The following is a 13,571-nucleotide window of genomic DNA, read 5'->3' as shown; positions in this document are numbered from 1 at the left end:
TGGCATTCATTTTTTGCCCCAGTACCATGACGAAAACCCGCTGATATTTAAGGCTAACTGGTGATGACAAGCCCTAACGAAAACATTTTCACCGTCTCTCGTTTGAACGCCGAAGTTCGTCTTCTGCTCGAGAACGAAATGGGCATCGTCTGGCTGGTTGGCGAAGTATCAAATCTTACCGTTCCTGTGTCTGGCCACTGGTATTTCACCCTCAAAGACAGCCGTGCTCAGGTGAAATGTGCCATGTTCAAAGGCAACAATCGCCGTGTGACCTTCAAGCCAGCCAACGGCAATCAAGTACTGGTTCGCGCCAGATTGTCCTTGTATGAACCGCGCGGCGACTACCAAATCATTGTTGAAAGCATGCAGCCGGAAGGAGATGGCATGCTTCAGCAGCAATTTGAGAAGCTGAAAATGCAACTGGCGGCGGAAGGTCTGTTTGCAGCCAGTACCAAAAAAACATTACCCGAACAGCCAAGACGCGTCGGGATCATCACCTCAAAAACTGGCGCAGCCCTTCACGATATTTTGCATGTGTTAAAGCGCCGGGACCCAAGTCTGCCCGTGGTGATATACCCTACTCAAGTTCAGGGAAAAGACGCGGCGATCCAAATAGCGCAAGCGATTGGCCGAGCCAACAGCCGTGACGAGTGTGATGTGCTTATTGTGGGACGCGGTGGCGGTTCGTTAGAGGACTTGTGGTGTTTCAACGAAGAAATAGTGGCGCGCACCATTGCTGCAAGCAGCATTCCTATTGTCAGTGCCGTGGGTCATGAGGTCGATGTAACCATCGCCGACTTTGTTGCGGACATGCGCGCACCCACGCCTTCTGCTGCGGCTGAATTGGTGAGCAGAGATACCTCAGTACGAGCCCAACAGTTTTCGCAGCGCAGCGATCGGCTGGCACATGTGTTCAGTCGACACCTATCACGTAGCCAGGAGCGCCTCACACGCCTGCAACACCGATTGGCAATGCAACACCCCCAAGCTCGTCTGCAACAGCAAGCACAGCAGTTTGACGAGCTCGAACGTCGTCTCTACCAATCCATGCGAACCAAACTGCAAACTGATGCGCAGCGCTTAGATAGAGCGAGTCAGCGTTTAGAGCGTTTCTCGCCAGCGAACCAACTGCCAGGACTCAGCACGCAATTAGGATACACACAGCAGCGTTTAACTGACGCCATGCACCGTCAGTTACGCCAACATCAGCATGAATTAGCCCTAAAAATGGAAACCTTGGACGCAGTCAGCCCGCTCGCCACACTGGCTCGAGGATATTCGATCACTCGAGGCAAGAATAACAAAGTGATCCGGTCTGACAGTGACGTGAAATCCGGCGATCAGATCACCACAGTATTATCGAGCGGCGAGATCCAATCCACAGTGATCTAGGATCGCGTCAAAGCACGCCTAGAACGGTGTCATTGCGACGCCGTTTTTTGTGTCTCAAATACAATTCTCGCGCTCGAGCGAGACTTCAACTCATTGCACTGATTGCAGAAATAATTCGTCGAACCACACGCCTGCAGCTTTTCTAATTGCACGTCGCAGGTTTGACAATACCCCTGTTTTATAAAGACTTTATCGCAAGGTCCACAGCGATACGTGCCCTGTTCCCAACGCATTACCACACCACACTCTGGGCAGTTATTTTCCATACATCATTCCCCTTAGCTGTCCAAGTCGCACTTTTATACGCCCATATTTTCTGTATTCGTTTTACGCGCTATTCTAACTTAACGCTGAGATCTAACAGAACAGCCTCTCGCTGGATCCTATCAAGATCGTCTGATCGAGGTGTTTATGGGATCCGATCAGCGATCTACCCCTAAAAGAATATTTATCAATACAACTCCCGAAAGCATAAGTTACATGTTCTGTATATGGATTTTAAGCAATATAAAACTCCAATAAACTTAAAAATTATCAAATTTATCAGTATTTAGTAAATACAAGTTGCTTTAGTAGCCGAGTAAAAAATCACCTTAGTGCCCTAGAACGATATTTCTCGCTTTCATGCTCCCCTAAATGTGACAAAGATCTATATTAGACTGCAAAATAAGCAACAGATCACACATCAATAGTGTCAGATCATGCGAGTTTTAATCAAATAGACGCTAATGAATGGCGATACTACCCACAGATTATCGGAAGAATATCGCCAATGTATAAATTACATGAACTGTCATTCAATCTTCATCGTTTCGGCTAATAGTAATCGGACTAAACTTTGCGCAGGCAAAATCAACAAGAGCAAGGAAGAGATTGCACTCAGTCGTTACGCGACTAATACATAAGCAACCACACACAAGGGGCTTGTTCATCAAGAGTGACTGAATACTTGTTCCGGTTGGCATAAATGACAGGCATAAAAAAACCGACCACTAAGGTCGGCTTTCTTCTTTTCACAGTATGATTACTTCTTACCGCGATGTTTTACCATATCCATCAGTCGCTTACGTTGGCGAGACTGAGAGATAGTCAGGTTTTCTTTCTTGCCTTCAAACGGGTTTTCGCTGTTTTGGAACTGAATGCGAATTGGTGTACCCATGATTTTCAGTGATTTGCGGTAGTAGTTCATCAGGTAACGTTTGTACGCAGCGGGCAGCTCACGCACTTGGTTACCATGAATAACAATGATTGGTGGATTGTAACCGCCTGCGTGCGCATATTTCAGCTTCACACGACGTCCACGGATCATTGGTGGCTGGTGATCATCTTGCGCCATACTCATGATTCGAGTCAGCATTGAAGTGCTAATACGCTTAGTCGCAGACTCATACGCTTCTTGAATTGACTCAAACAAGTGACCAACACCGGTTCCATGCAATGCAGAAATAAAGTGAATACGGGCGAAATCAACAAAGCCAAGACGACGATCAAGTTCTGACTTCACGCGGTCTTTCACATCATTGTCCAGACCATCCCATTTGTTCACGGCGATCACGATTGAACGGCCAGCGTTCAACGCAAAGCCCAACAAGCTTAGGTCTTGGTCTGAAATGTTTTCACGCGCATCAATCACCAATAACACAACGTTGGCATCTTCAATGGCTTTCAGCGTTTGAATAACAGAGAACTTCTCTACTTTTTCGTTCACACGCTTACGACGGCGAACACCGGCTGTATCAATGATCACGTATTCACGGCCATCACGCTCCATCGGAATGTAGATGGAATCACGTGTGGTACCAGGCATATCGAATACCACGACACGGTCTTCGCCAAGAATACGGTTAGTCAGTGTCGATTTACCCACGTTTGGACGACCAATGATACTGAACTTGATCGGACGATTACGCAGACGCTCTAGCGCCGATTCCGCATCTTCCTCAGTCAGCTCTTTGTCTTCGTCTTCAAAGTCTTGCTCGCCAGTTAAATCAACCAAGCCTTCCTCGTCAGCTTCTTGTTCAGCCAGCGATTCTGCAAACGGTTTTAATGCACGGTCAATCAGACCAAGTACACCACGTCCATGCGCCGCAGCGATTTGGAACATGTTGCTCATGCCTAACTGCCAGAATTCCGCACTGGCAGCATCAGCATCAATACCGTCGACTTTGTTCACCACAAGGAAGGTTGTCTTTTCACGGCTGCGAAGATGCTGCGCAATCGCTTCATCTGCAACCGTCAGGCCTGCGCGGCCATCAACCATGAACAACACGACATCCGCTTCTTCAATCGCCGCCAGTGACTGCTCAGCCATTTTGGTTTCAACACCTTCTTCGGTACCGTCGATACCACCAGTGTCCACCACAATGAACTCATGCTCACCCAGCATGGCTTTTCCGTATTTACGATCCCTGGTCAAACCCGGAAAATCGGCCACCAGCGCATCGCGCGTCCTTGTCAGCCGGTTAAAGAGTGTCGACTTCCCCACATTTGGACGCCCAACAAGGGCTACTACAGGAATCATACTGACCTCTTAAAATCTCATATTCATTAATAACAGCGGCTCCTGAACCTTAGGGTCCAGGAGCCGAATAATTTATAAACGCTTGATGTTACTGCGTTTGCTTTTTACTAATACGACCATCGCGCGTGATAACAATATACGCGTCATCCGCTTTTATTGGCGCTACCGCAATGCCGCTGTCATCCAGTTGTTGTTGAGCGACAAATTCACCCGTTGTTGGGTCAAGCCAATGCAGATAACCTTCCGCATCTCCCACCACAACATAACCAGAAATGGCGACTGGAGCTGTTAGCTGGCGATATTCAAGATCGCGATTTTGCCAAAGCTCTGTACCACTGCGTGCATCAACGGCGACAACATGGTCTTTATCGGTGACAAGGAACAAATAGCTGCCCACCACCAAGAAATCCGTTGTTGAACTGTAGGTGCGCTTCCATGCTGGTCTTCCTGAACGCAAATCAATTGCCACTAGCTGACCATTGTAACCAACGGCGTAAAGTAGCGAACCTGAAATCACCGGCGTCGCATCAACATCAACCAAACGATCGATTTCTGTTGCACCTTTAGGGCTTGCCACAGTTTGCTGCCAAATGATGTTACCGTTTTCGATGAAAGCGGCACCTAAGCGACCATTTGCCATTCCCCAGAACACACCACCAGAGATAGCAACCGGTGAGCTATCACCACGTAACGTCAGATTGGGAACATCGGTAGAAATACGCCAGCGCTCTTCACCGGATTCAGCATCAAAGGCTGCCAATTCACCGCGACTCGTATTTACCACAATCAGGCTTTCGTCCGCTAGTGGTTTCGACAAGATTTCACCACCCGCGTTAATACGCCAAACCAGATCTCCGGTTTCTTCATCCAGTGCAATCAGTTCACCTGTTTCGGTGCCCAGATACAACTTACTGTACGATGCCGTAATACCACCGGAGATTAACGCAGGCTTTTCTGAACTTAAGTTAACCGCCCACAGCGTTTTTCCTGTTTCACCGTCAATGGCTTTTACTTCACCACCACGATCCGCTGCATACACTTTGCCATATTCGTAAGCTGGGGTGAGGTTACTATAATAGCGCCCAACACCATCACCGACGTTAGATGACCAAAATGACTCGGGCGTAAAAGTATTCTCAACCACAGGCACAGGTGCCATGACAATCGAATCTTCTTCACCGGCACAACCAATAAGCAGTGTTCCAAGCAAGGCTACTGCACTAACACGTTTCCATCCCTTGCGCATCATACTCAAACCTTACTGAGGCAGGTTGTCCAGTTTCATTTGAACAACAGGATTAGACGCGGCGGCAATGGATGCTGCGTACGCTGAACGCGCCGCATTAGTATCGCCTTTACGCAATTCAATATCACCACGAAGCTCTTCAACCTGTGGTTTCCAGCTGTCGCCAGTCACACCATCTAGCTCTTTTAACGCAGCATCAAAGTTACCTTGCTGTGCTTCAATACGTGCTAGACGCACAGTTGCCGTTGCTTTCAAGGCATCATCTTTTGCGGTTTTAACCGAACGAAGTTGCTCCGCCGCTTTAGCCAAATCGCCAGCTTCCACAAAGGACTTCGCCAATTGCAGTTCCACTAACGCCGTGTAAGCACCGTCATGAGACTGAAGAAATGCTGTTGCTTTCTCTTCGGCTTCAGCATCACCCGCGGCCAACGCACCGACCACTTGCATGTAAGCTTCTGATGCCTGTTCACGGCTCGTTTCTTGCTCTGACTGGTAATAGCGCCATCCATAAAGACCGCCCAAACCAATCACTGCGCCGAGGAAAATGGCTTTGCCATTTTCCCGCCACCACGACTTAATTGCTTCGACTTGCTGTTCTTCTGTGGTGTAGACGTCCACGATTTGTCCTCTCTTAAACTAGTTGAGCCAGTTTTTCGGCTACATCATCCTGAGTAATGGTCAGCTGCTCGCCACCTTTAAGATCTTTATAAGTCACGACTTTGTTTGCCACTTCATCTTCACCGAGTACCAGTGCGACCGATGCGCCCACTTTATCCGCACGTTTAAATTGCTTCTTAAAGTTGCCACCACCGAAGTGAGTCATAACACGAAGACCCGGTACGCGTTCACGTAGGAGCTCCGCCAATTGCATACCTGCAGCTAATGTACCTTCACCCGCAGTGACCATGTAAACATCAACAGCAGGTCGGGTTTCATGTAGCTCCAGTGTTTCCATCAGTAGTACCAGACGCTCGACACCCATAGCAAAACCAACGGCTGGCGTTGCTTTACCACCCAGCTGTTCCACTAAGCCATCATAACGACCGCCACCACACACGGTACCCTGAGAGCCTAAGCTTTCAGTGATCCACTCGAAAACGGTACGGTTGTAGTAATCAAGACCGCGAACCAATTTCTCGTTAACTGTGTATTGGATGCCTGCAGCGTCCAACAGTTCACACAGACCTGCAAAATGTTGTTTTGATTCATCATCTAGGTACGCAGATAGCTTAGGTGCATCCGTTAGTACCGCTTGAATTTCTGGATTTTTAGAATCGAGAACACGCAATGGATTGGTGTGCATACGACGTTTGCAATCTTCATCCAAAACCGCCTCATGTTGCATCAAGAAGTCGACCAGCGCTTCACGGTAATCTGCACGCGCTTCTGGCGAGCCAATGGAGTTAAGCTCTAAACGAACATGCTCATGAATACCCAACTCACGCCACAGGCGGGCTGTCATCATGATCAACTCTGCGTCAACATCAGGGCCATTCAGGCCAAAGACTTCAACACCAAACTGGTGGAACTGACGGTAACGACCTTTCTGAGGACGCTCATGACGGAACATTGGACCCATGTACCACAGGCGTTGTTCTTGGTTATACAGCAGACCGTTTTCAATACCCGCACGGACACAGCTTGCGGTTCCTTCTGGACGCAAGGTTAGGCTGTCGCCATTGCGATCCTCAAAGGTGTACATCTCTTTTTCAACCACATCGGTGACTTCACCGATAGCACGACAAAACAGATGGGTCATTTCGACGATCGGCATACGCACTTCGCTGTAGCCGTACGCGCTGATCACGTCTTTAACTGTACCCTCAACTTTTTGCCAAAGTGGGGTTTGTGTTGGGAGGCAATCGTTCATGCCTCGAATCGCTTGAATTGTTTTCGCCACGTTTACTCTCGAAACCGATCTTTTATATTCTGTCTTGAAGCAAGCCGTTTGGCTTACTCCTGCGTGTTTACGTCAATGCGGTTGTTCTCATCCAGCATTGAAGCTTTAGCCCGGATCTTCGCTTCCAGCTCATCGATCAGGTTGTCATTATCAAAACGTTCTTTCTGGCGAATCCCGTCGTCATAGTAAGCACTGCGCTTATTGCTTCCGGCCACACCAATATGAGAGACCTCAGCTTCGCCGGGACCGTTAACCACACAACCTATAATGGACACGTCCATCGGTATCACAACATCTTCCAGACGCTGCTCTAGCGCGTTAACGGTGCCAATCACATCAAACTCCTGGCGGGAGCATGTTGGACAAGCAATAAAGTTAACACCGCGCGAACGAATGCGCAGCGATTTCAATATATCAAAGCCAACTTTAATTTCTTCAATTGGATCCGCCGCAAGCGAGATACGCAGAGTATCACCGATACCTTCGCTCAGCAGCATACCTAAACCAACCGCCGACTTCACGGCACCCGCGCGGGCGCCACCGGCTTCTGTAATACCCAGATGTAATGGCTGATCAATGCGTCTAGCCAATTGACGATAAGATTCTACTGCCAAAAAGACATCAGACGCTTTCACGCTCACTTTAAACTGGTCAAAGTTAAGGCGATCTAAAATATCAACATGGCGCATTGCCGATTCCACCAAAGCTTCTGGGGTTGGCTCGCCATATTTTTCTTGAATTTCACGTTCCAACGATCCGCCATTAACACCAATGCGGATTGGAATGTTTTTGTCACGAGCCGCATCAACCACAGATCGAATACGTTGCTCATTACCAATGTTACCTGGGTTGATACGAAGACAATCCACGCCATACTCGGCAACGCGCAAAGCAATGCGGTAATCGAAATGGATATCAGCAACCAACGCCATGTTAGTTTGCTCGCGGATCAGTTTGAATGCTTCCGCCGCTTCCATGGTCGGTACTGAAACACGAACAATATCTGCACCCACTTTTTCCAGTGCATTAATTTGAGCGACAGTCGCTGCGACGTCTGTGGTTCGAGTATTCGTCATTGACTGAACGGCAATTGGTGCGCCATCGCCGATTGGCACGTTGCCCACATAAATACGCGTTGACGGGCGACGCTTAATAGGAGATTCGGTATGCATTAGGTGTACTCTGAATTACTTCGGAAGGCTCAAACGGGCTACCCGTCCAGAAGGGTAACTACTTAAATCAACTTTGTCGCCATTGTAGACAAGGTTTACAGCAGCGGGTGCGCCAAGCACTACTTTAAACGGCGCTTTACCAGACAGATCTACGGTCTCGCCCGCAGACTTAATTCCGGTCAACAAACGCTTACCACTGGCATCTCGAATGTCTACCCAGCAATCCCCCTTAAACGACAAAGAAAGCGTAGGCGATTGATTAGCGACTTCATTGCTGCTTGTCACGGCATTCGATGCGGTGGTCACAGGAGATGGTGTGTTGACCTCAGGGCTTGTTTCAACCTTTGGTTGAACATCAGCAGGAGCCGATGCCGTGATGCTATCTGTTTCGACAATCTCATCTTTTACGGCCATTTCAGGCACGACAACACCAGCGGCACTCACTTCAGCCTCTGGTTCCACAGGCGAGATCAGGGTTGTCTCTGTTTCTGATATTTGTTCATTGTTATCGGCGCTACTCTCCGATTGAGTAAACGCGACAAAGTCATCAGACAACGACATCAAGGGATCATTTTGTTGGTTCTGCCACCACCAAAATGTAGTGATGCCAACAACAACGGCCAAAATCACCCAAGTTAAACTCATGACGCGACTGTCATGCTTATCAAGGCGCGTTTTACGAGAAAAACTCTGCATTTTCTGCGAAGATTCTTCCGATTGTGGCGTTGCTTGATAGCCGCGGAGCAAATCATCTGCGTTCAAGCCAAGGAGTTTGGCATAAGAGCGAATATAGCCACGAGTAAACGTAGCTATTTGCTTGTTATCACAACAATTTTCTTCCAAGTCTCGAATGACGGAAACACGAAGTCTTAGACGATCTGCGACGTCTTGTTCGGAAAGACCTAACGCCTCACGGGCTTGTTTTAGTATCTTCCCCGGTTGAGTAAACTCAACCTCTAACACTTGCTCTTCGTTTTGTTCAGTATTCATTCGCTAAGTACTGTCTATATTCGTTAGATTCAGGATATTGTCTGGCCAACAAATTGGCATATCTTGCCACTTCGCTAGGGCGTTCAGCTTTATGCTCCAGCTCAATGAGTGTGTAGAGAGAGCCCGCTCGATAACCGTACCGCTTATGAAATTTGAATAAGCGCAAACGTGCATCGTTGAACTGGTTATCTTTGACTTCCAGTCGCGCAAGCTGTACCGAAGATAAAGGTCGATTCGGTTCGTGATCGACAGCCTTGGCAAACCACAGCTTGGCATCCTCTGTTTTACCGGCTTTCAATGCGCAGAGTGCCGCATTTTCAAAGCTTCCAGACAACTTGTAATAGTAAGGCTGTGCAATGGCCTTCGCAAATGCCTTTTGCGCTTCATCATAACGTTCTTGGCGACATAAAAAGACGCCATAGTTATTCTGAACGTCCCCGTTTTTTGGAGAGTAGCGAAGGGCCGTGATGTACTGTTCTTCTGCCTGTTCGAACTCTTCTACTTGCTGCAAATAGTGAGCAAAGGAGATCAAAGAACGGTAATACCTAGGGGCAAACTGCACTGCCATTTCGAGGTTTTCCCTCGCCCGCTCCCACTGGCCTGCATTCAAATAAGCAATACCCAATGCGATTCGGGATTCAGCAGCATCAATACTATCAAACTTAACGTTACTTTGCTTATCCGTTACTGTGACACAGCCTGCTAATAATCCCATCAATAACAGTGTACTAAGCGTCCTTGCCATCATCCCATCCTATCAGTCTATGCGATCAGACTGATTTTACTGGGATTTGCTCCTCAACATTCAGTCTGCTCTGCGTACGTTTGGTGCGGTCAATAACATCACCAACAAGCTGACCACATGCTGCATCTATATCATCGCCTCGAGTTTTGCGCACGGTGACCGTGTAATTGTATTCCATCAATGTTTTCATGAAACGGTCAATGCGAGAGTTACTTGGCTTCTTGTATGGTGACCCAGGATAAGGGTTAAAAGGAATCAAGTTTATCTTTGCAGGGGTATCTTTTAACAGCTCTGCGAGTTGACGCGCATGGTCCATATCATCATTAACATGATCCAGAAGCACATATTCAACGGTCACTCGACCACGGTTCGCATTTGACGATGCGATGTAACGACGAACTGATTCCAAAAACGTCGCAATGTTATAACGATCGTTGATCGGCATAATCTGGCTACGCAACTCATCATTAGGTGCATGCAATGAAATGGCCAATGCCACATCAATTTTGTCTGTCATCTGATCCAAACCAGAAACCACACCCGATGTGGATACGGTGACACGACGCTTAGAAAGGCCGAACCCCAGATCATCGAGCATCAGATTAAGTGACGGGATCAGGTTCTTCATGTTAAGCAGTGGTTCGCCCATGCCCATCATTACGATATTGGTGATAGGACGACGACCTGTGTCCTTCTCGATACCGATCTCTTTCGCTGCACGCCATACCTGACCGATAATTTCAGACACTTTCAGGTTACGGTTGAAGCCTTGTTGAGCGGTCGAGCAGAATTTGCAGTCAAGCGCACAGCCTACTTGTGAAGAAACACATAACGTTGCGCGGTCTTCATCAGGGATATAAACGGTCTCTACGTCTTGGTTGCCGACACGCATTACCCATTTGATGGTTCCATCACTTGAATGCTTTGCAAGCGTAACTTCTGGCGCGCGGATTTCGCATTTCGCTTTTAGTTTTTCACGAAGCTTTTTATTGATGTTGTTCATCTGATCGAAATCATCAACACCAAAATGGTACATCCACTTCATGATCTGATCAGCACGAAACGCCTTTTCGCCTAACTCGTCAGCGAAAAACGCTCGCATTGCTTGCCGATCAAAATCCAGTAGATTGATTTTTTCCGTTGTCATCAGATTGCCTCGTGAAACAGGTTATATACGGGTTGATAAGGGGCTTACAGCCTTAAATCAAGGCGCGAAATTGTACAGTCTTTGTGATCTGGATTCCACCTGTTACTTGTAGGCTTATTATATGCCAAAAATAAAAAAGGGAGCGCAAGCTCCCTTTTTCCTGTTCCTTCACAGTAGATTACGCTTTGCGAGGGCAAATCTCATCACTGGCGAAAAAATAGGCTATTTCACGTTCTGCAGAAGCGGGGGCGTCAGAACCGTGTACCGAGTTAAAACGCATGCTAACGGCATAATCTGCACGTAGTGTGCCGCATGCTGCTTCTTCAGGGTTGGTTTTGCCCATCAACTCTCGGTAATTTGCGATTGCATTTTCGCCTTCTAGAACCTGCACCATCACAGGGCCAGACGTCATAAATTCGACCAGATCATCAAAGAAAGGTTTGCCTTCATGCTCTGCGTAAAAGCCTTGCGCTTTTTCTTTGTTCAGGTGAAGCATTTTGGCTGCGACAACTCGCAGTCCAGCGGCTTCAATACGCTGATAGATAGCGCCAATCAGATTGCGTTCAACGGCGTCGGGCTTCACGATTGAAAAAGTGCGCTCAATAGTCATTCTATCTTCCTTATTATATTTTCAGACAGCAGGTAGAAAACGAGCTATCTGCTTGTAATGTCAAAGGTAGCCTACCAGAGCACAATGTCAGACCCTAGACTGACATTGCGGAACCGTTAACTGTGTTGATAATTCAAGGGAACTTTTGTTTGAATTATCGTGACGATTCATCCATCAAAATACGGGACAAGGACTTCACGCCCATGCCTGTTGCGCCTACGGCCCACTTATCGCTAGCGCCTTTACGGTACGTACCTGAACAATCCAAGTGAATCCAACCGTTTTTGTAATCATCCACGAAATAGGACAAGAACGCCGCTGCGGTACTGGCACCTGGTGAGTATTGCCCTGCTCCTACGTTAGCGAGGTCTGCAAAACTTGACGGCAACATGTTGCGATGAAAATCTGCCACTGGCAGTTGCCACATGCCTTCGTTTTCCGCATCCGCCGCTGATAAGCAGCGTTGTGCCAATGATTGGTCAAAGCTAAACAGTGCGTGGTAGTCATTCCCCAGCGCCATTTTCGCCGAGCCTGTCAGTGTTGCACAATCAATCGTGAGGGCGGGTTTAAATTGGTTGGCATACAATAGGCCATCAGCCAGCACCAAACGCCCTTCAGCGTCAGAGTTGAGCACTTCAACCGTCACACCGTTTTTGTAGGTAATGATGTCACCTAGTTTATAGGCGTTACTCGAAATCATGTTCTCAGCGCAGCAAAGGATCAGCTTCACACGCTTGTTCAGGCCTTGAGCGATAGCCAAACCCAAACCACCCGTGGCCATCGCCGCGCCGCCCATGTCTGCTTTCATTGCATCCATGAAGCTAGATTGCTTGATGCTGTAACCACCCGAATCAAAGGTAATGCCTTTGCCAATAATACAGGCAAACACTTCCGCGTTTTCATCACCCGTTGGGTTGTAATCCAGTTGCAGCATAGCAGGCTTGCGGGCAGAGCCACGGCCTACCGTATGAACACCGACCCAACCATGCTCAAGTAAATCTGCGCCAGACACTATTTTGTAGCTAACATTCTCAGGGCTCGGCGCTTGTGATTTGATGAATTCGCCAGCACGCACAGCCAGTTGCTGTGGCCCCACTTCTTCTGCCGTCTCGTTGATAACCTGACACACCCAATCAATCGCAGTGATACGGTCATTCAAGGCTTTCAGTGATTTTTGTTCGAGCGCTGGCGGCTCAAACTCAAAACCTGATTTCGGGCCACGAAGTCCCTGATAGAAAGCCCACGCGGTTTCAAGATCCCAGTTATCACCCATCAGGCTGACTTTGCGAATGCCTTGTGACTCGAGCTTGCGCGCGGCTTGTTGTACAGGAGAAAGGGTATCTTCCCCAGTAGCGTGAACGGTGGCGCCATCTTGGCCAAAAGAAACAACGGCATTGGCGCCCCAAACATCTGCAGCAGATTCATGGGATAGCGCGATACGCATTTTGTCGGTCATGCTGAACTCCTTTTTCAACTCGCGTTGCCAATCTCGGGCAAGGCGTTTCTATTTTTTTGACTGATTATATTTTTTATTTTACGCCACTTGTATGACGTTTTTATCAGATAAAACAAAGCGGGCATTAGCCCGCTTCAATATGATCAATGTGCCTGCATTAAACGACTAACACAAGGGCTATACCCAAAGATTAATCCATTTCGTCCATCCAGCACAGGATGATCGCCTCCAATATTTTCTCATTGGAGTGATTAGGGTCATCAGAGAAGTCTTCCAGCTCCATCACCCAACGGTGCAGATCAGTAAAACGCACTGCTTTAGGGTCAGTTTCCGGAAATTTTTCTACAAGCTCAATCGCGATGTCGCGAGAGTCAATCCATTTTAAGCTCATT

Annotated in this window: 13 protein-coding genes; 1 reads left to right on the top strand and 12 read right to left on the bottom strand. The window is 47.9% G+C overall.

What is annotated here, in order from left to right; translation table 11 throughout:
• Positions 1-63: 63 nt before the first annotated feature.
• On the top strand, positions 64-1,392 hold the full coding sequence (gene xseA / locus A1OO_RS03545; RefSeq protein WP_016960906.1) for an exodeoxyribonuclease VII large subunit: 1,329 nt from the start codon (positions 64-66) through the stop codon (positions 1,390-1,392).
• 29 nt (positions 1,393-1,421) lie between these two features.
• On the opposite strand, the gene A1OO_RS22940 is transcribed toward xseA, so the two are convergent.
• The 12 genes from A1OO_RS22940 to iscX all read right to left on the bottom strand — a co-directional run bounded on the left by A1OO_RS22940 (position 1,422) and on the right by iscX (position 13,570).
• Positions 1,422-1,658, bottom strand: a complete 237-nt coding sequence (locus A1OO_RS22940; RefSeq protein ID WP_083248030.1) for a zinc ribbon domain-containing protein — start codon at positions 1,656-1,658, stop codon at positions 1,422-1,424.
• A 758-nt stretch (positions 1,659-2,416) separates the two neighbouring features.
• Positions 2,417-3,913, bottom strand: coding sequence for a ribosome biogenesis GTPase Der (gene der / locus A1OO_RS03540; protein ID WP_017004668.1), 1,497 nt, complete (start codon positions 3,911-3,913; stop codon positions 2,417-2,419).
• An 88-nt stretch (positions 3,914-4,001) separates the two neighbouring features.
• Positions 4,002-5,162: an outer membrane protein assembly factor BamB gene (gene bamB, locus A1OO_RS03535; protein ID WP_017004667.1), complete on the bottom strand. Its 1,161-nt coding sequence runs from the start codon at positions 5,160-5,162 to the stop codon at positions 4,002-4,004.
• Positions 5,163-5,171: 9 nt separating this feature from the next.
• Positions 5,172-5,777 carry a YfgM family protein gene (locus A1OO_RS03530; protein WP_017004666.1) on the bottom strand — a complete coding sequence of 202 codons (606 nt, stop codon included), beginning with the start codon at positions 5,775-5,777 and terminating at the stop codon, positions 5,172-5,174.
• Positions 5,778-5,790: 13 nt separating this feature from the next.
• A complete protein-coding gene (hisS, locus tag A1OO_RS03525; protein ID WP_017004665.1) occupies positions 5,791-7,059 on the bottom strand; it encodes a histidine--tRNA ligase in 1,269 nt (422 codons plus the stop codon).
• A 53-nt stretch (positions 7,060-7,112) separates the two neighbouring features.
• Positions 7,113-8,231, bottom strand: a complete 1,119-nt coding sequence (gene ispG / locus A1OO_RS03520; protein WP_016960896.1) for a flavodoxin-dependent (E)-4-hydroxy-3-methylbut-2-enyl-diphosphate synthase — start codon at positions 8,229-8,231, stop codon at positions 7,113-7,115.
• A gap of 15 nt (positions 8,232-8,246) precedes the next feature.
• Positions 8,247-9,221: a cytoskeleton protein RodZ gene (gene rodZ, locus A1OO_RS03515; protein WP_017004664.1), complete on the bottom strand. Its 975-nt coding sequence runs from the start codon at positions 9,219-9,221 to the stop codon at positions 8,247-8,249.
• Positions 9,211-9,966 (bottom strand): type IV pilus biogenesis/stability protein PilW, encoded by a 756-nt coding sequence (pilW, locus tag A1OO_RS03510; protein WP_016960894.1) that lies wholly within the window; start codon positions 9,964-9,966, stop codon positions 9,211-9,213. Before pilW ends, rodZ begins: the two co-directional genes overlap by 11 nt.
• Before the next feature lie 25 nt (positions 9,967-9,991).
• Positions 9,992-11,113 carry a bifunctional tRNA (adenosine(37)-C2)-methyltransferase TrmG/ribosomal RNA large subunit methyltransferase RlmN gene (locus A1OO_RS03505; RefSeq protein WP_016960893.1) on the bottom strand — a complete coding sequence of 374 codons (1,122 nt, stop codon included), beginning with the start codon at positions 11,111-11,113 and terminating at the stop codon, positions 9,992-9,994.
• Positions 11,114-11,291: 178 nt separating this feature from the next.
• On the bottom strand, positions 11,292-11,723 hold the full coding sequence (gene ndk, locus A1OO_RS03500; protein ID WP_016960892.1) for a nucleoside-diphosphate kinase: 432 nt from the start codon (positions 11,721-11,723) through the stop codon (positions 11,292-11,294).
• A 154-nt stretch (positions 11,724-11,877) separates the two neighbouring features.
• Positions 11,878-13,179, bottom strand: a complete 1,302-nt coding sequence (gene pepB / locus A1OO_RS03495; protein ID WP_016960891.1) for an aminopeptidase PepB — start codon at positions 13,177-13,179, stop codon at positions 11,878-11,880.
• Between the two features lie 190 nt (positions 13,180-13,369).
• Complete coding sequence (gene iscX / locus A1OO_RS03490; protein ID WP_016960890.1) at positions 13,370-13,570, bottom strand: Fe-S cluster assembly protein IscX; 201 nt, start codon at positions 13,568-13,570, stop codon at positions 13,370-13,372.
• Between the last annotated feature and the right edge of the window lies 1 nt (position 13,571).

The organism is Enterovibrio norvegicus FF-33 (genome assembly GCF_000286835.2).
Lineage (GTDB): Bacteria > Pseudomonadota > Gammaproteobacteria > Enterobacterales > Vibrionaceae > Enterovibrio > Enterovibrio norvegicus_A.
The sequence above is the reverse complement of the archived record's forward strand: the minus strand, read 5'-3'. Positions and strand labels throughout refer to the sequence as shown.

Bases quoted from the DNA above. Each gene is read 5' to 3' on its own strand.
- xseA (WP_016960906.1), top strand. From the start codon at position 64: ATGACAAGCCCTAACGAAAACATTTTCACCGTCTCTCGTTTGAACGCC.
- A1OO_RS22940 (WP_083248030.1), bottom strand. From the start codon at position 1,658: ATGGAAAATAACTGCCCAGAGTGTGGTGTGGTAATGCGTTGGGAACAG.
- der (WP_017004668.1), bottom strand. From the start codon at position 3,913: ATGATTCCTGTAGTAGCCCTTGTTGGGCGTCCAAATGTGGGGAAGTCG.
- bamB (WP_017004667.1), bottom strand. From the start codon at position 5,162: ATGATGCGCAAGGGATGGAAACGTGTTAGTGCAGTAGCCTTGCTTGGA.
- ispG (WP_016960896.1), bottom strand. From the start codon at position 8,231: ATGCATACCGAATCTCCTATTAAGCGTCGCCCGTCAACGCGTATTTAT.
- rodZ (WP_017004664.1), bottom strand. From the start codon at position 9,221: ATGAATACTGAACAAAACGAAGAGCAAGTGTTAGAGGTTGAGTTTACT.
- pilW (WP_016960894.1), bottom strand. From the start codon at position 9,966: ATGGCAAGGACGCTTAGTACACTGTTATTGATGGGATTATTAGCAGGC.
- A1OO_RS03505 (WP_016960893.1), bottom strand. From the start codon at position 11,113: ATGACAACGGAAAAAATCAATCTACTGGATTTTGATCGGCAAGCAATG.
- ndk (WP_016960892.1), bottom strand. From the start codon at position 11,723: ATGACTATTGAGCGCACTTTTTCAATCGTGAAGCCCGACGCCGTTGAA.
- pepB (WP_016960891.1), bottom strand. From the start codon at position 13,179: ATGACCGACAAAATGCGTATCGCGCTATCCCATGAATCTGCTGCAGAT.
- iscX (WP_016960890.1), bottom strand. From the start codon at position 13,570: ATGAGCTTAAAATGGATTGACTCTCGCGACATCGCGATTGAGCTTGTA.